16 protein-coding genes are annotated in these 16,920 nt (G+C 44.3%); 1 reads left to right on the top strand and 15 read right to left on the bottom strand.

Going from position 1 to position 16,920, the window contains the following annotated elements:
- Window positions 1–110: 110 nt before the first annotated feature.
- The 6 genes from AB4558_RS07380 to AB4558_RS07355 all read right to left on the bottom strand — a co-directional run bounded on the left by AB4558_RS07380 (window position 111) and on the right by AB4558_RS07355 (window position 6,278).
- Complete coding sequence (locus AB4558_RS07380) at window positions 111–749, bottom strand: response regulator transcription factor (protein WP_017060961.1); 639 nt, start codon at window positions 747–749, stop codon at window positions 111–113.
- The gene (locus AB4558_RS07375; protein WP_017063573.1) at window positions 742–2,097 is read right to left on the bottom strand and encodes a cache domain-containing protein; all 1,356 of its coding nucleotides are present in this window, start codon (window positions 2,095–2,097) and stop codon (window positions 742–744) included. Before AB4558_RS07375 ends, AB4558_RS07380 begins: the two co-directional genes overlap by 8 nt.
- Window positions 2,098–2,201: 104 nt before the next feature.
- Entirely contained in the window at window positions 2,202–3,485 is a 1,284-nt protein-coding gene (locus AB4558_RS07370; RefSeq protein ID WP_029235146.1) for a TRAP transporter large permease subunit, read from the bottom strand.
- Window positions 3,486–3,494: 9 nt separating this feature from the next.
- Window positions 3,495–4,040: a TRAP transporter small permease subunit gene (locus tag AB4558_RS07365; protein ID WP_017060958.1), complete on the bottom strand. Its 546-nt coding sequence runs from the start codon at window positions 4,038–4,040 to the stop codon at window positions 3,495–3,497.
- A 197-nt stretch (window positions 4,041–4,237) separates the two neighbouring features.
- Window positions 4,238–5,332, bottom strand: coding sequence for a TRAP transporter substrate-binding protein (locus AB4558_RS07360; protein ID WP_017060957.1), 1,095 nt, complete (start codon window positions 5,330–5,332; stop codon window positions 4,238–4,240).
- Window positions 5,333–5,885: 553 nt separating this feature from the next.
- A complete protein-coding gene (locus tag AB4558_RS07355) occupies window positions 5,886–6,278 on the bottom strand; it encodes a hypothetical protein (RefSeq protein WP_017060956.1) in 393 nt (130 codons plus the stop codon).
- A 220-nt stretch (window positions 6,279–6,498) separates the two neighbouring features.
- Between AB4558_RS07355 and AB4558_RS07350 the strand changes: the two genes are divergently transcribed.
- On the top strand, window positions 6,499–7,299 hold the full coding sequence (locus AB4558_RS07350; RefSeq protein WP_017060955.1) for a DUF2982 domain-containing protein: 801 nt from the start codon (window positions 6,499–6,501) through the stop codon (window positions 7,297–7,299).
- Between the two features lie 111 nt (window positions 7,300–7,410).
- Here AB4558_RS07350 and AB4558_RS07345 read toward each other — a convergent pair whose 3' ends face one another.
- The 9 genes from AB4558_RS07345 to AB4558_RS07305 form a co-directional block, all read right to left on the bottom strand.
- Window positions 7,411–8,064, bottom strand: coding sequence for an MBL fold metallo-hydrolase (locus tag AB4558_RS07345; RefSeq protein WP_017060954.1), 654 nt, complete (start codon window positions 8,062–8,064; stop codon window positions 7,411–7,413).
- A 205-nt stretch (window positions 8,065–8,269) separates the two neighbouring features.
- Window positions 8,270–8,818 carry a YcbK family protein gene (locus tag AB4558_RS07340; RefSeq protein ID WP_017066830.1) on the bottom strand — a complete coding sequence of 183 codons (549 nt, stop codon included), beginning with the start codon at window positions 8,816–8,818 and terminating at the stop codon, window positions 8,270–8,272.
- A 198-nt stretch (window positions 8,819–9,016) separates the two neighbouring features.
- Entirely contained in the window at window positions 9,017–10,555 is a 1,539-nt protein-coding gene (locus tag AB4558_RS07335; protein ID WP_372073730.1) for a murein L,D-transpeptidase, read from the bottom strand.
- An 80-nt stretch (window positions 10,556–10,635) separates the two neighbouring features.
- On the bottom strand, window positions 10,636–11,724 hold the full coding sequence (locus tag AB4558_RS07330) for a DUF1513 domain-containing protein (protein WP_372073791.1): 1,089 nt from the start codon (window positions 11,722–11,724) through the stop codon (window positions 10,636–10,638).
- Entirely contained in the window at window positions 11,714–12,775 is a 1,062-nt protein-coding gene (locus AB4558_RS07325; RefSeq protein ID WP_372073728.1) for an imelysin family protein, read from the bottom strand. The genes AB4558_RS07330 and AB4558_RS07325 overlap by 11 nt, the downstream gene beginning before the upstream one ends.
- A gap of 158 nt (window positions 12,776–12,933) precedes the next feature.
- Entirely contained in the window at window positions 12,934–14,322 is a 1,389-nt protein-coding gene (locus AB4558_RS07320; protein WP_372073727.1) for a di-heme oxidoredictase family protein, read from the bottom strand.
- 112 nt (window positions 14,323–14,434) lie between these two features.
- On the bottom strand, window positions 14,435–15,694 hold the full coding sequence (locus AB4558_RS07315; RefSeq protein WP_017063566.1) for an imelysin family protein: 1,260 nt from the start codon (window positions 15,692–15,694) through the stop codon (window positions 14,435–14,437).
- A gap of 176 nt (window positions 15,695–15,870) precedes the next feature.
- Complete coding sequence (gene ribA, locus AB4558_RS07310; protein WP_372073726.1) at window positions 15,871–16,467, bottom strand: GTP cyclohydrolase II; 597 nt, start codon at window positions 16,465–16,467, stop codon at window positions 15,871–15,873.
- Between the two features lie 249 nt (window positions 16,468–16,716).
- A complete protein-coding gene (locus AB4558_RS07305) occupies window positions 16,717–16,893 on the bottom strand; it encodes a hypothetical protein (protein ID WP_017063565.1) in 177 nt (58 codons plus the stop codon).
- Window positions 16,894–16,920 lie beyond the last annotated feature (27 nt).

Below are 16,920 nucleotides of genomic sequence, written 5' to 3'. Positions count from 1 at the left end.
AAAAGAAGAATATCAACCTGTCGCAAAAATACTAAAAAAACCTCCATAAAGGAGGCGTAAATTACACATTTAGTAATTAAATTACACATTTAACGTTATTTAGCGTAAGATCAGTCCACAAGCCCGGAGCTGACCGCATATTTAGCAAGCTCTGCCGTAGAGTGAATATCGAGCTTATGCTTAATATTTTGCCTATGGGTTTCTACCGTTCGATAGCTGATATTCAGCGCCTTTGCGACCTCTTTACTGCTCTCCCCTTTTGCGACTAATTTCAGCACAGCCTCTTCACGTCTGCTCAATGGATTCTTGACAGATGGCGTGGGAGTAATCGGCTGAGTAAACAAATTCTGCGTGACTTTTTCACAGAAATAGGTCGATCCTTGATTGACCGTTTTGATTGCCTGTACCATTTTTTCAGCCGAAATCTCTTTCAACATGTAACCGACAGCACCCGACTGCATCACCTTCATGATGTATTCACGGTTGTTATGCATGGTCAGCATCAGGACCTTGGCTTCTGGGTCTTCTTCTTTAATCAGATGGGTGGCATCAATGCCATTCATGATAGGCATGCTGATATCCATCAACACCACATCAGGGCGCAGAGACTTAACGACCTCTACCGCTTCTAGTCCATTGCTGGCGGTACCTATCACGCTAATATCTGGCTCGAGTTCCAATCTCGCCATAAAGCCATCCAGTACCACTTGGTGATCGTCAGCAATCACAACTCGAATAACTTCACTCATTCATTAATCCCTCTAGTGTCAGTAACACTGTAATTTCCGTTCCGAGGCCAATCTCACTCATCAATTCAAAGTCACCACCGATGAACTCCACTCGCTCTCTCATGTTACGCAGCCCGATCCCTCGTTTTTCCATCGCTTTATAGGTGTTGAAACCGACACCGTTATCTTGAATCAGTAGTTGCAACACATTACCAATTTGCTGAGCGATAACCGTTACTTTGGTCGCTTGTGCATGTTTTTCTATATTATTCAGCGACTCTTGCACGACTCGATATAGGGTCGTCGCCGCCTCTGATTTTAACTTACCAGGTTGAGTAGCAAACATGGTCTCGACTTCTATGCCCGAGTGCGCCTGAAAATCTAACAGTAATGAAGACAATGCCGCTTCTAAGCCTATGTCATCCAATGAACTTGGACGAAGTTGATGCGAGATGTGCCTCACTTCTTCGATCGCTCGCATCAGTGAATGCTGCGACTTATTCAAATGTGCTTTAAGGTCTTCATTTTGTAGCTTATTACCGAGCAGTTCCAAATGGCAACGACTCGACACTAATAATTGGTTAATACCATCATGCAACTCACGCGCTAGATGCTTCTTCTCGTCTTCTTGGAACATCACCGTCTTATGCGCCAGCTCCTTTAAGTTGTTATCAGCAATCCGATGTTCATGCATGTTAATAGCCAAGGTCAGCACGATGATGACCGCGACCGTTACGCTCAAAATCACCACAATCGAAAAGAACGTGGTTTCAATATTCTTATTTATCGCAGCCTGCATCGAAGCCACTTCTTGGTGTACGTCTTCAATATACAAGCCGGTGCCAATCATCCAGTCCCAACGCTCTAACCAAGCGGCGTAGCTCAGCTTAGACACCACCTCACCCGTCGACGGTTTTTGCCACAAATACTGGTGAAACCCGCCTCCGGTTTGCGCTTCTCTTAACAGAGCCTCTATCAGAAAATCGCCATCTTCATCTTGCAGTTGGAGTAGGTTTTGGCCTATCAATTCTGGCTGAATTGGATGAACCAAGTTGGTCCCGAGGCGATCGTATGCGAAGAAGTACCCATCAGAGCCATATCTAAGTTTAGACAATATGGTTCGAACTTTTTTTTTGGCTTGGGCTTCTTGGATATTTGGATCGTTATAGACGTGTTCTATGGCGTCGAACGCGAGATCAACCGTGTCTTTGAGGGCGTTTTCACGCGACTTGATTAGGCTGTCTCTAAAGATCTCGACTTCTTTAGCGCCTAACGTCTTAGTCTGGTGCAGCGAGATCCAACTAATACTCGCCGTTACCAGCAGCAACGGGAGCAACGTCAGCAAAATCAGCTTGGCTTTTAGAGGCATTCCTTTCCCTCACAAAAAACGGCTTACTGAACATCAATAAGCCGTTTTACTTTAGCAATTTATAGATAGCCGTCGAAACATATCATTCACATTCTTGGCTTCACTCACATTCCATAGAAAGATGGGAAAGCGAGAAGTGATCCAAGTACGAGGATTTGAATCAGAATGAACGGCATCACACCTCGGTAGATGTCCTTAGTCGTCACGCCTTTAGGTGCTACGCCTTTTAAATAGAACAAACTAAAACCAAATGGCGGCGTTAAGAAGGAAGTTTGTAGGTTCATCGCAATAAGGATAGCGAACCATGTCATGTTGATGCCCATCAGTTCAGCAACTGGCGCAATGATCGGCACGATGATGAAACAGATCTCTACGAAGTCGATGAAGAAACCAAGAATCAAAATCACCAGCATGGTAATTATCAGGAAGCCCCATTTTTCACCTGGCAGTTGTAGCATCCACTCTTCAACCAGATAGTCGCCACCAGTGTAGGTAAACGCCATTGAGAATGCCGTTGCACCCAACAAGATAGCAAATACCATCGCCGTTACTTTCACCGTCTCTTTCGACGCCTCGTACACCATCGACCAACTAAATTGACCGTAAAGCAGTGCAAGTATCATCGCACCCGCGCCACCTAATGCGGCTGACTCTGTTGGCGTAGCAACACCTGCGAAGATAGAGCCCAGTACAACAATGATTAACGCTAGAGGCGGAAGAATCGCTTTCAGTGCATTAAACACTTCCTGCTTACGGCTGATGGAGTCATCACGTTCAATAGGTTGAGCCGCTTCAGGGTGTAGCTTTGCGTATATCAAGATATAAACGATGTACGCGCCGACCAGCATCACGCCCGGCCAAATCGCCGCTTGGAACAAGTCGCCTACAGGAACACCTAGAACATCACCCAATAGAATCAATACGATGGAGGGTGGAATGATCTGCCCTAGCGTACCAGACGCACAAATAGTGCCGCAGGCTAAGCCTTTGTCGTAATTGTACTTGAGCATTACAGGTAGGGAGATAAGTCCCATAGCAACAACAGAAGCACCAACCACGCCAGTAGAAGCCGCAAGTAGTGAACCTACTAATACGGTTGAAATCGCGATACCACCACGAACGCCGCCAAACAGTCGCCCCATAGACTCAAGCAACTGCTCAGCAAGCTTGGTCTTTTGTAGAACGAGCCCCATAAAAACAAACAATGGAACGGCCATCAGAACCGTGTTTTCCATAATGGATTGAATTCGATATGGCATGAAGGCAAACATTTCAATGCCCTCAGCCCAAACACCAAAGATTAACGCGATACCACCAAAGGTAAACGCCACTGGGAAGCCAAGTAAAAGCGCAAACAAGGCTACGAAAAACATTACTATTCCAATCATGTTCAGCCTCTACTTGTTTTTTGTATGAATATTGTTTGCATGGATAAGATGCGGATTAAAAATCTTATTCAGTGAATGCAGGATCAAACCTACGCCACTGAGTGCCATCAAAAAGAATGACAGCGGGATCATAGCTTTGATGATCCAGCGATACGGCAGGCCACCGGGATCGCCTGAGGTTTCACCCAGTTCATAACTCTCTTTGGCAACATCGATACCAAACCAAGCCACCAGCAGGCAAAACGGAAGTAGAAAGATAAGCGTGCCAAGCAGGTCAATAATCGCTTGTGCTTTAAAGCTCAGTTGCTCGTAGAACACATCCACTCGCACATGACCACCAGCCTTGATGGCATAAGGAACACCTAATAGGAAAACGGCTGAGAAGAGGTGCCACTCCATCTCTTGGAAGGCGATAGAGACATCGTTGAAGGCATATCTCATGACAACGTCATACACGACGTTGGCGATAAGTAAAATAAACAACATACTGGAAAGCCATCCCAGTGCGTCACCGATACGATTAAACAGGCGTTCAATATAAATTAGACTTCGCATTCCCGACTCCATGGAATTTGAAAAGACATCGCGCAGCTGAGGTAACGAGCTGTAGGACGTAGAAAAGGTTCTTGAGCGTAATACAGGATTTATCCTGCTTAGTTATTATGTTTTAAATGAACCCTCGGCTTATTCACTCTTAAATACTCAATAAGAAAAGCTTCGGGTTCATTTAGATTCAGTTCAACAACTGTCGATTATTTCGCTTGGCTATTTAGATAAGCTCTATGTGAAATATCCGTCCATGAACGTACTTGCTCTAGGTAGCTTGCTTGTGAAGCTTGAATCTCTTTTGCTAGCTCATCTTTCTCAGCATGTGCAGCCAGTAGGCGATCGTTCGCTTCTTTCAGAGCAGACATAACCTCTGGTGGGAAATCTTTCACTTGTACATCTGGGTATTCTGTCTTCATTGAAACCCAGTTCTTACCACTTTCGTGCGTTGCTTGTGTGTACATGTCGTAAGCCGCAGTACGCATTGCAACACGTAAGATTTCTTGTAGGTCTTCAGGCAGCTTGTTCCATGTACGCTTGTTCACTAGGAATTGAAGCTCTGAACCCGGCTCGTGCCAACCTGTGTAGTAGTAAGGCGCGATTTTGTGGAAGCCCATTCGTAAATCCAGCGATGGACCTACCCACTCTAGTGCATCAATCGTGCGACGCTCTAGAGACGTGTAAAGTTCACCTGGGGCAATGTTCGTCGGTTTAGCACCTAGCTCAGCAAGAATCTCGCCTGCAAAGCCCGGGATTCGCATTTTCAGACCTTGTAGATCTTCAACGCTGTTGATCTCTTTTTGAAACCACCCCCCCATCTGGATATCCGTGTTACCACCAGGGAAAGACATCAAGTTATGTGGAGAGTAAACCTGCTCCATTAACTCCATACCACCACCGTGATAGAACCACGCGTATTGTTCTGCTGGCGTCATACCGAAAGGCATAGAAGTGAAGTAAAGAGTGTTTGGAACTTTACCTTTCCAGTAGTAAGAGCCTGAGTGACCCATGTCGTATTGACCAGACTTAACCATGTCAAAAACGCCAAGAGGTGCTTTGTGTTTGTTTGCTGAATCGATTCTGATTTGCAGTCGACCATTCGACATCTTCTCAGCCATCGCCGCCATGTTTTTGGTTGCATCACCGAAAACTGGGAAGTTTGGTCCCCAAGTTTCCGCAAGTTTTAAACGGTAAACCTTATCAGCGGCTGTAGCACCAGTAGCGACCAAAGCTAAACAAGCCGCAGCAGTTACTGCAACGTTTTTAAAAACTCGTGTGAGGGAGTTAGAAATGAGACTCATGTTCACGTCCTTTGTTGGGTTAACACTCTTTCTATGAGCATTTTTTATGATTCAACATAAGAGTGCACCGTGATGAGGCAACAAGATATCAGGGAGAGCACGCACGCATGGCGTTAACAAAGTTACGTATTAGACCAAAGGATTAAGTAGAACTACGTAGGAGATGATTGAATAGTGTCGATTTCAAAGGAGTTTGGATATTCACCAAGGCAATGCGTATTGATAAATACCTAAGTATTAATAATTAAATACTCTTAACAATTGATTGCCATTTCGTGATGAAGCTCTATTCATTGCTGTATTTTAGGGAAAAAAATCAAGGCTTTGCTCTCTTGATCTACCTAGCTAACGCCCTAATTTAGTGCTTGCTGATTCGAAGCTCTGACACGAGACAACACTAATCAGTTAAGCCGTATATCGAATTGGAATTGAGATTATAGAGCCTAGGTTTAGGCTTGGATTTGGGCTCGGACTTGGCATAATGTGCCAGATACAAAAAAGCCTCGAAAATCGAGGCTTAAAAACTTAACGAAGCGAATGTAATCCCACAGGATTAGATAGCTTTGTAGATAACCTTGTTACCTGCTAGCTGCTCTTTCGCTACTAGGTTTTCTTCAAGAAGTTTTTTCAATGCGCCTGTTGCCCATGAAGCTGCTTTCGCGTCTTCTTGACCAGCTTCTAGGCCGATACCTTTAGGGTTAATGCCTTCAGCATTGCTAACAACGATGTCTAGAACTTGTTGTTGCTTAGGAGTCAGTGCTACTGCAACTTCTTTAGTTGCTGCTACTGCTTTCTCTACCGCTGGTTTTGCTGCTACAGTTTTTTCTGCTACAACTTTCTCTGCGACAGGCTTCGCTTTTTTCGGCGTTGCCACTGCTTTAACTACAGCCGCTTTAGTGCGTTTCTGCAGTTTAGCCTGCACCTTACGCTTATGAGCAAGTCTCATTGAATATTTCTCCAGTTCACTGCTCTTTTCGCAGTGGTGAAAATTTGAAGCGCGATTTATACCAAAAAACAGGAGCTATTTGTAGAGTGAAGCGTCGAAAGTCGACGAAAAATACCGATATTGTCTACTAGCGTCTATTATTTAAACATCGACTTATCAATTCAGGGTCATATACACTGGTTATCCATCCAGACAAAAATATGAAAACTTGGTGTTACCTATGGACACTCGTCACCTTAGTAATTTCTCTTTGCCTTCATTCACTCGCTCGTACCGTATCCTCGCCATTATTTTAGGCTTCATTTGCTTGATCGTTTCGCTCTACAGTGACAATCCAAAGTTACTGATCGTGGGTGCTTTTTGCAGTATTGCGCTTCTGGGAACTGGCTACTATTTGATGCTGCGCAGCCGAGTGATGTTCACACTTACCCCGACTCATTTTCAGCAGCACTTTTACAAAGGGGGTTGGGTTTTAAAATGGAGTAACATCCAAAAAATTGGTCTTTGCACTTATGAACAAGATGGTTGGCATCAACCTCTGCCCTGGGTCGGAATTAAAGTAAAAGATTACTCGCCCTACCTCGATTCGATTTGCCCTAAAATAACTTGTGAATTATTGCTCAGCCAACGAGCACTTTTGTACTTAGGAGCCAAACAAGCAGGCAAAGAGTCCAACTTTGAGGATATGGTTCTCGACTCATCGCATTACCATGCGCGTTGTACTGAAAGTGGCTGTGTCGAACTAAGCCAATACAAAGAGTCGCAGAATACCGACAACGTAAATTTCAACGATAACCAATCACAGGACAACCTTGATTCACCGAATGAGACAAACAGTCCAAACGCGGTGATTAAAAACTATTCTGGATTGCAGGCGATGCTTGCCAACAGAATGAAATATCAAAGGGGCTTCCACGGTTATGACATTTTCATATCAACCCATGATTTGAATATGAGTGGAGAAGAGTTTGTGGGGCTGGCTCGACGCTACTTGGCTGCCGCTGAACGTCTTTCTGATTAAGGTTTACCAGTAAGTTCACACACAATAAAAAAGCTTAGCTTTCAGGACAAAAGCTAAGCTTCATTTTCAATCAATCGACACAAATAATCGGTTGTAAAATCAAAGATTTAATTAGTACAGAGGCATTTCATCTGCGACGAACGGGTTTGATGCACGCTCGCGACCGAATGTCGATTCAGGACCATGGCCCGGAACGAATGTTACGTCACTGCCTAGTGGCCAAAGCTTAGTCTTGATTGAAGCGATAAGCGTATTGAAGTCACCTTGTGGGAAGTCAGTACGGCCAATTGCGCCGTTAAACAACACATCACCCACAAACGCTAAACGAGCTTGCTCACTGAACAGTACAACGTGACCTGGCGTGTGGCCCGGCGTGTGAATCACATCAATCACTTGATTACCAAAAGTGACTTTGTCGCCCTCTTCTAACCAAGTGTTTGGTTCAAAAGCTTTACACAGTGGGAAACCAAACATCTGACTTTGATTCTCTAGACCTTGTAGCCAGAAGTTGTCTGCCTTATGCGGGCCCACAATTTCAACCTTCAAGATCTCAGCAAGTGGTACCGTACCGCCAACATGATCTAAGTGACCGTGCGTCAGTACCAAGTTCACAACCTTAACACCGAGTTCTTCAATGATAGCCGCGAGTTGTTGAACATCACCGCCCGGATCGACAACGATGCCTTCCATGGTTTCATCACACCACACAATCGAGCAGTTCTGAGAAAAAGAGGTAACAGGTACAACTTGATACTTAAGAGACATATACAAACCTTAAAGAGCGAATCTGGTGAACAACTCGAATATCGCTATGTTATTGGCAACAAACCCAACAATAACAAACTAAACAGCAACAAACTGAGCAGCAATAAACCGAATTATTAGAACAAACTGAAATTTGGGCAAACTATGACATTGGATGTCTACTTTGACAAGTGCCTACCGTATCACTCAATAACTCAGCTTAGCTCTACCAGCTGCGAACTGGACCAGTATCAATGTGGATGAAGTTACTACGAGCGTAATAACCAACACCACCTGCTTGCAGACTTTTAGCTACGTCTCTCAGTTCCTTTAAATCAACACCATCGATACGAAAATCGATCGCTTTACCAAGCATGTGATAGCTCTTTTTAGCGACACCACTCGACTTAGAGCGCAACGCTTCGTTGGTTGCTGGAGAGCGGTAGCCAGAGATGATTTGAACTTCTTTTTGAATACCCAGTACATTTTGAATCTGAGTGATCTGATCAAACAGGTTCTTATCCATTGGATGAATCTCATTGCGGCGGAAGTCACGGCACAGTTTGCTAAGGCGTGCCATCTCGTCACCAACATAGTTAGTGCCATCGAAATAACAAGTCTCTAATCGTTCACCAGTGTGAAGATTGTTCATTCTAATCGTTCTTGGTTGATCCGGGTATGAAGCGAAAGCGATAGAAGGAGTAAGAGAGGCGACTACAGCAGTACCACCAGCGTAAGTCAGAAACTGACGGCGTGAAAATAAACTTTGAGACATACAGCAAAAAAACCAATTAGATCGAACGAAAAATGCACGATACATAATGGAATTTGCTGCGTCAACGTACAAAAACCGTGCAAAACGTTAGTATTTGTAACCTTTGCACGGTTAGTTATTGATACTCATTATAATTTTATCAATAGAAGCTTGGTTGTCATTTTTCAGTCAAGATCACCTTTCTTGACCATATTTCAATCAACCGCCCTCTTTATCATATTGGTAGATATCACCGCGGTATTGTATGCCTCCTTCTTCAAACAACACGGTTTGATAAATGATATGCACTGGAATTCGCTTCTTGAGACGAACCTTAGTATTGGGCGCAAGTTCATCATCCTGATTCGGCACTTTCTTTACCTTAGTCGCAAATAACAACTCCGCGAGTTCCTCGGCATGCTCAACACGAATACAACCAGAGCTATAGGCGCGGAAGTCATCGTTAAACAAGCTTTTACTTGGGGTGTCATGGAGATAGATGGCTCGCTTGTTGGGCGTATTGAACTTATACAAACCCAATGCGTTACTAGAGCCTGCTTGCTGGCGCATTCGATAAGGAAAAGAGTTAAAGTTAATCGTTTGCCAATCTATCTCGGTAGTATCGACAGTTTCCATCGAACGCCAACCATCGATCACTTGAAAATTGTGTGTTTCAAGATAACTCTCGTCGGCTTTTACTTTAGGCAAGATATCTTTAACCATGATTTTCCATGGCACATTCCAAGTCGGATTTAAGATAACCGAATCAAGCTTTATCTCTAAGAGTGGTGTTTTTCTCGATTTTCTCCCAACCACAACTTTAGATTCAAAAACCTCTTCCCCATCTTCCCAATACTTCATATCAAAACTAGGTACATTCACCACAATCAGTGAGTCTCTATTTCTTGGCCATAAGCGTGCACGCTCGGCGTTCAATGCTAGGGAAGTAAGTCGATCATCAAAGCCCATATTGATCCATTTGATCGTGTCTGGCCCGATGATCCCATCATCCGTAAGACCGTGCATGCGTTGGAAAGATTTAATCGCCTTTTGCAGATCTCGATCGAACTTGGGAAAATCGACCGCGATCATCGAGGTATCAACACCAACCAAAGCAATGCGCTCAACAAGAACCGTCTTGTCTGAAAGCTCGTCACCCAAGCGCTTCAAACCTTTCTGTCTATATCGTTCAATATTGAGTTCAGAGGCGGTTTCTAACACCGAATAGGTTGCTTTGAATTGGTCAAAATCCCCAACAGGCGGCGCGTAAGACAACACCATCTCCAATAAGTAATCATTGGCGACGCTGCTTTTTAATCTCATCAGGATATGCGGAGAAGGCGCTGGTAATTTGGAATGCAACTTGCCCGAGAAGTACCAATCTTTACCGGCAAGCGGCGCATTTTCAACGTAGCTCAGGTAGTAGATAAAAGTATCGGTAAGTAATATGTCCAACTCTTGCCATTGAGCATGGGATTGATAGTGACGGATTTGCTTGAGTTGTCGCTCGAAGAGTGGTGCCATTTGCGCTTGTTCAAGAAGCGACAATTGGAACTCAAACGCTTTAACCAGCTCAGGAGAATCCCAAAGGATAGGCAGAGAAGTGTCTTGATAGATACTCTGTGTGAGCTCTGGATATATAAGCATGAAAGAGAGTTCTGATTCCGCCGGAATGAAACGGCTCTCGTCAGAACTCGCATAGCTCCATGCATGCACGGAAACTAACACCAATAATCCACAGAAGTATTTTGCTAACATGCTTAACTCCGTCACCAACAATTCCATAAGTATGGCAAAGAAACGGGAGTAAGCATGTTATTTTTTAAGGGATTTATGAATCAAATTGCACTCCAGTGATTATCCCACTGGACCGATGATTGCTGAGTTGATTTCTCATAAGGCTTGCGCTGGCTAACCACACTGCCCGCCCCAGAGCTTAATCGAAACTCACCATCAAACAGCACAGCACCAGAAGCATCTGATAAAGCAGATAGTTCTACGAGTTCTTTAGTGTCTTTAGACCAAATACCGTAGCAGTTTCCTCTTGGCGAGGTCGCAATAATCCAATCATCTGACGCCGCAATACTTGCGATGTAGTGATTAAATATTGCCCATTGCTCAGGCTCTGCGTTCAGTGATTCAAACTGCCCGCCTTTGGTATGCATCGCCAAAAGCGAAGGATACTCGTCTGGCTCACCACGATATTGCTGACCACAAAGTACGGTTTCAGCACCATCATGGGCTAAGTGTCGAATACTCAGCTTCTTGTCTAGCAATTCAACCTGATCAAGCAACACACCTTCAGGAGAAACATAACTCAAACTCGGTTGCATTGAATCGAGGTTTTTCGGTGTTCTGCCATCAGTGTGAACGCCACCAACGCCAATCGCGAGATTACCATCAGGCATGATGATCACTTCATGTGGACCAATACCGAAACCAGTGAACTCCTCGACCTTACGATAGCCTTGTTCGACATCGTACACGCCAATCACGCCTTGGCTGGTGTCCGTTTTCCCTTCGGTGGTATACAGAAACTTACCATCCAATGAATAAACGCCATGACCATAGAAGTGGCGGTTGTTACCTTTCACCACCATTTTGATCTGCTGACCATTTTTATAGTCAAACACCATAAAATAGTCACCAGGGCGACGAGCAAAAACCACCGCATGCGATGAGGTTGGACAGATAGCAACGCCATGACCACGATCGGGGATCGGAAGTTGACTCAATGGCATTCCATATTCGTCAGCCACAACCGCTGAATATTGACCTCGCCCATTCAGCGCACAACCAATCAGTTGGGGATCGTTCGACGCACTCGCCTCATCCTTTCGACTCGCACAGCCAAATGGAAGTAATGGAACAGTTGCACAACCCAGTGCAGCCTTGAGTAACGTTCTTCGCGTAATATCAGTCACCATCGGTAGCATTGAATCCTATTACCACGCCAAGCTCTATCGCTACTTCTTCATGAATCAGGTACTTCAAACGTTCTAGTTTGTTGTATTGAGTCAGCACATCTCGGTAGCCTTCTTTGCTCTGTAGGAGAGTAAACAAGCTAGAATCTGTCGGCCAAGTATCTAACGTTAACGTGAACTGGGCTGCAACACGATCGGCAAGGTCATTTAAGCCCTTCTCTCTCAATAAACCATCAAGACCACTACCATCTGCTAAGTACAATTTCTCTAGCGCCGCTACGTTCGCTTTCAGCTGAGTCATTGAGGTTTGAGCGCGCCAAGATTCCGAGAAATATGGGCGTGGATGACCAATTTTAGCCATTGGGCGACTCAGCTTTTTCATGCTGTAATCAAGTTGGTTAGTCAGTAAAGCGATGTATTCAGACTCCCAACGCATCTCGTCTAACGCTAACCAAGGGTTAACCTGCCAAGCCTCAGCAATAGAAGCCGATTTCATCGCCAAGTTTTGTGCGATAGCTTGTGAAGATAGACAGCCAGACGCTTTATCTTGCAGTAGTGGAGATTGCTCGTCGTAAAGAGACCACTCGAGCGCACCTAGTCCTTGAACCGTCACACTCTGTTGAGCAATTTCATCTTGAGACCAAGCTTTATCTTGCTGAGTCAGCTGGCGCATTTTTAGGCCGGTGGTGTTTTTTTTGTCTGGCCAGAATTGAACATTCCAGCTCTCTTCAAGTGCCGCCGTTGGGCCTCTTTCTTGTCCTTGCAGTGCCATCCAACTGTTCATGGTGAGCTGCCACTGATTTTTCAAAGCATCTAACTCAACATCATTAGTTTGGCAGTACCCTTGCATCAAGACTTCCAGCTCGTTGGCTTGCTTGGCGAATAGGACTGCAGAATCAAACTCCTGCTGATAAACACTGCGACTAATATGATTGGTTGTATCTGCTTGATAAGAGACACCGTTAACCTCAGATGAAGCCGTTTGCTCACCCGATGATTGACAGCCTGCTATGACTAATACCGATAAAGGCATTAACAAGAATTTATGTGCCATGCTGTTACCTTACTTCCTAGTTTTTCTTTTAATTATATGAGTTCAATAAATATGAAACGACCGCTGACCTCGTATTGCTACAAGTTCAGCGGCAGTCAGTCTTTTGATAGCGGCTTTCTTAAGCCATTAGCCGTTAACTAAACTGAATTCAACTCAGCTTATAACGAGTTTAAGAACGCCAATAGCGCTTCACGCTCGCTGCTACTAAGAGCTAAAACGTTTTGTTTCGCCATTTCTGCTTCACCACCATGCCAAAGCACAGCTTCCATAACATTTCTCGCACGACCATCATGAAGTAAGAAGGTGTGACCATTCACTTCTTTGGTATAGCCTAATCCCCATAAAGGTGTTGTACGCCATTCTTGGCCATTCGCAAGATACTCAGGACGGTGATCTGCTAAACCTTCACCCATGTCGTGTAGCAACATGTCGGTATATGGGCTAATTAACTGATTAGACAATGCAGGCAAGCCTTCACGTTCTGCTGTGCGAATTTCAGCTTGGTGGCAACTTTGGCAACCAATAGCTTTAAACAGTTTTTTACCTTGAACAACCGCAGGCTTATCAACGTTGCGACGAATTGGAACCGCCAAATGCTGCGAATAGAACTCAACAAAATCTAGGATATTATCGCTGACTTCAGGTTCACCACCATTTGGAAAATCATCACAGGTTGATTGAGCTGATGTGCAGTTTTCGTTCGGGAACAAACTGCTTGTTAAGCCCAAATCGCCGTTAAATGCTGCAGCATTTTGTTGCATTAGGTTTGGCTGTCCGGCTTTCCAACCAAAACGACCTAGCGCCATTTCATTGGTTTGAACATCAAGAACATAGTTAGCTTTACCCGACACACCTTGCTTGTCAGCAAATTGCTGCTCTGCAAATCCTAGAATCGTTTCTTGTGGGATACTTTCAAGCAGACCAAGACCAATCATTGGCGGCGCCACTCGAGCTGAAAACTCAGTCTTAGGATGCATCTCGCCAAAGGCAAGATCGGTAATCTTCAAAATGGGCTTACGCAGAGTAACGACAGTGCCGTCTTTGAATTCAACAGGAACATCCGTATAGCTAATATTCACTTTGCCCTCTGGTTTTACACCTTGAAGCGCAAAATCTTGTAGCTGACCGCCGTACGTCGGCTCTGGAATACCACCATCTCGAATGAAGGCTTGTCGCTGTTCTGGTGTTTCCGCTGGAATGCTTAAGCGAACCAACATTGAAACCGCATTCTCATCGCCTTTTTCTGGTGCGTGACCACGACCATCTTTGATATGGCAGTTTTGGCAGCCGTTGGTGTTAAACAGTGGGCCAAGACCGTCACGAGCATCGGTTGATGAGGGTGCAGGTACCCAAGGGTTTCTAAAGAAGCTGTTACCTACGCTGAAATCTAAGCGTTTGCTCATGGGTAGGTTGGCCGCAGGAAGAGAAAAAGCGTTCGCTCCCTCTTTCTTCACGGTCGTTTTGCCACCAGAGTAGGTTTCATGGGCGTGTAATGGAGATACTAAAAACAGTGCGGTTAATAGTGAGGCTGAGAGATACGACTTCATACATTGCCTTGCTGTGTTTTTGATTTTAGTTTTTATTTGGGAGTGACTTTTTTGAGTAGCAAACAATTAAGGGCCCAATGAGAGCCCTTATATTGGTGTTTGGCTCGGGCTCTTAGAACTCGTGATCCGCTGTGTCTGGGTTTAGGCTATCAATGCCAATCACACCTGCAGCACGCTCAATAGCCGCTGTTTGAGACACTAGCGCAACAATTGTTTTGTTAACTAGTGCATTACCCGCAGCGTTGTCAGCAGCGATTAGCTGATCGAAGTGCTGGTTGTTTTTCTCTGCAGACGTTACTAATTCGCCTACTTGTGCACGTGCTAGGTCAAACTGCTTTTGAATCTCTTTCGCAGCTTGCTCATCTTTTTGCTCTACTAGGTCGAACAGGCTTGGGCCGGAAAGCAGAGTACCGTCTTCACGCTTGTATAGACCCGTGTAAACGTTGTAGATGCCTTGCTCGTTGTAGTAGTGAGAGTTGTGCGTGTTATCAGAGAAACAATCGTGCTCGTCTTCAGTAGAGTTTGCTTCTAGTGCAACCTTCATACGCTCACCCGCTAGCTCACCTAGAGACAGTGAACCCATGCCAAACAGCATTTTACGAAGACCATTCTCGCTAGATTCTGAAAGAAGCTCTTGACGGTAGTTGCCTTTCTCGCCTTCAGCCCACTGCTTTTCCATCCATTCTAGGTCTTGGATAAGTAGCTCAGCAGATGCTTTTAGGTATGCGCCACGACGGTCACAGTTGCCGTTAGTACACTCAGCGCCAACAACGAAATCAGTGTAAGCACGCTCACCTGCACCGCTGTTTGTACCGTTTAAATCTTGGCCCCAAAGTAGGAATTCAATTGCGTGGTAGCCAGACGCTACGTTCGCTTCAGAACCACCGATCTCGTTCAAGTCTGCGATTAGCTCAGGGGTGATGTTGGTTGCATCAACGGTAGTCTGACCAATTTGGAAAGTCTTGTTAGCCACGATGTTTGCGCTAGCGCCTTCGTTACCAAGTTCATATTGGTAATCAGTCGAAACATAATCAATCAGGCCTTCATCCAGTGGCCATGCGTTCAGTTGGCCTTCCCAATCATCAACAACAGCGTTGCCGAAGCGGAAAACTTCTGACTGTTGGTATGGTACGCGAGACTCAAGCCAAGCTTGTTTTACTTGTTCGAAGTTGCCAGCAGAAGGAGAAGCTAAGAAGGTATCAATAGAAGAGTTCAACGCTTTTGCTGTAATTACTGAATCTGCAAACACTGCATGCGCAATATCTGCGTAATGTTCTACAACTTGATCTTGAGTTACTGCTGCGAAAGAAGAAGCAGAGGCAAAAATGAGTGACGAAGTTACGGCTTTTGTCACTAAAGATTTAATGGTCATGAAGCATCCTTGTTGAGCTTTAAATTATTATTCGTAGTAATAGTGCAAACCATTATCATTTGCACTACGGATTGAAATAATACAAACTTACAATTTTATTGCAAGATAAATACAAAAAAACCTCACATATGTGAGGTCTTTAAACATTTTTATGTTAAGCGTAACAAAGAGGCTAATCAGATATCCAGATTATGCTTACCGTGTGAGACTTTTGCCTTCAGGTAGCTTTCATTACCCGATTTGATATGAGCAGAGGTATTCACCACTTCTTCAATCTCAATACCAAAAGATTTTAGCTCATTGATCTTCTTAGGGTTGTTGGTGACTAAGCGGATTTTTGTAGTACCTAAGGCGCGTAGCATTTCAGCAGCTTCAGTAAAATCGCGTAGATCATCGCCAAAACCTAGGTGGTTGTTGGCTTCATAGGTGTTCATGCCTTCGCTTTGCAGACGGTACGCATCGATTTTGTTGTACAAGCCAATACCACGACCTTCTTGGCGAAGATAAAGGATCACCCCACCCGTCTCACCCATAATTCTAATGGTTTCGTCTAACTGCTCGCCACAGTCACAGCGAGAAGAATGGAAAACATCACCAGTCAGGCACTCAGAGTGCATACGAACAAGAGGTATGTCTTGTGTCTTGTCTGCTGATTTAAATATCACAGCAACATGCTCTTTATCTGTTTTCAATCCATGAAAAGACAGAAGTTCAGCATCTATATTGCTTGTTACCCCTACTTTGAAATCTATTCTGGCACGCACTTCCGCCATAGCTATACTCACTTGAAAATTCGATGTATTTAACAACACTACATTATATGTCTAGGCAATATTTTGTAGCTAACTATCTAATGATAGACACTATGAGGCTGTTAACAATTTTTTTCAAGGTCGACCTCGTACAAATTGTTATAATATAACAATTATTTTTCACATAAGAAAAAACCCCACATTGGGATGACCAACATGGGGTTATAAATTAATCAGTTGCGGCTAAGACTACGATTTTTTACAGAACGATCAACTTACTTGAGTTTGCTTCCAGATGACAAGCTGAACCCAAGCGTTCTCTAATTCGGTTAACTCTTCTTGAGTAAGCGTAGAAATGCTCGACTTTGCACTGTATTTTTCTGCCCATTTATCAGATCGGACATGAGTATGGAACTCTTTCTTTAAATTTGAGATTACGTTATCCACAGATACATCCTTATATAGCAGTGCTTA

Origin of the sequence: Vibrio sp. 10N.222.51.C5 (assembly GCF_041474575.1) — a bacterium.
GTDB lineage: Bacteria > Pseudomonadota > Gammaproteobacteria > Enterobacterales > Vibrionaceae > Vibrio > Vibrio crassostreae_C.
This window is presented reverse-complemented; position numbering and strand designations above follow the sequence as displayed.

Coding starts and splice junctions, on each gene's coding strand:
- AB4558_RS07380 (WP_017060961.1), bottom strand. CDS start 749: ATGAGTGAAGTTATTCGAGTTGTGATTGCTGACGATCACCAAGTGGTA.
- AB4558_RS07375 (WP_017063573.1), bottom strand. CDS start 2,097: ATGCCTCTAAAAGCCAAGCTGATTTTGCTGACGTTGCTCCCGTTGCTG.
- AB4558_RS07370 (WP_029235146.1), bottom strand. CDS start 3,485: ATGATTGGAATAGTAATGTTTTTCGTAGCCTTGTTTGCGCTTTTACTT.
- AB4558_RS07365 (WP_017060958.1), bottom strand. CDS start 4,040: ATGCGAAGTCTAATTTATATTGAACGCCTGTTTAATCGTATCGGTGAC.
- AB4558_RS07360 (WP_017060957.1), bottom strand. CDS start 5,332: ATGAGTCTCATTTCTAACTCCCTCACACGAGTTTTTAAAAACGTTGCA.
- AB4558_RS07355 (WP_017060956.1), bottom strand. CDS start 6,278: ATGAGACTTGCTCATAAGCGTAAGGTGCAGGCTAAACTGCAGAAACGC.
- AB4558_RS07350 (WP_017060955.1), top strand. CDS start 6,499: ATGGACACTCGTCACCTTAGTAATTTCTCTTTGCCTTCATTCACTCGC.
- AB4558_RS07345 (WP_017060954.1), bottom strand. CDS start 8,064: ATGTCTCTTAAGTATCAAGTTGTACCTGTTACCTCTTTTTCTCAGAAC.
- AB4558_RS07340 (WP_017066830.1), bottom strand. CDS start 8,818: ATGTCTCAAAGTTTATTTTCACGCCGTCAGTTTCTGACTTACGCTGGT.
- AB4558_RS07335 (WP_372073730.1), bottom strand. CDS start 10,555: ATGTTAGCAAAATACTTCTGTGGATTATTGGTGTTAGTTTCCGTGCAT.
- AB4558_RS07330 (WP_372073791.1), bottom strand. CDS start 11,724: ATGGTGACTGATATTACGCGAAGAACGTTACTCAAGGCTGCACTGGGT.
- AB4558_RS07325 (WP_372073728.1), bottom strand. CDS start 12,775: ATGGCACATAAATTCTTGTTAATGCCTTTATCGGTATTAGTCATAGCA.
- AB4558_RS07320 (WP_372073727.1), bottom strand. CDS start 14,322: ATGAAGTCGTATCTCTCAGCCTCACTATTAACCGCACTGTTTTTAGTA.
- AB4558_RS07315 (WP_017063566.1), bottom strand. CDS start 15,694: ATGACCATTAAATCTTTAGTGACAAAAGCCGTAACTTCGTCACTCATT.
- ribA (WP_372073726.1), bottom strand. CDS start 16,467: ATGGCGGAAGTGCGTGCCAGAATAGATTTCAAAGTAGGGGTAACAAGC.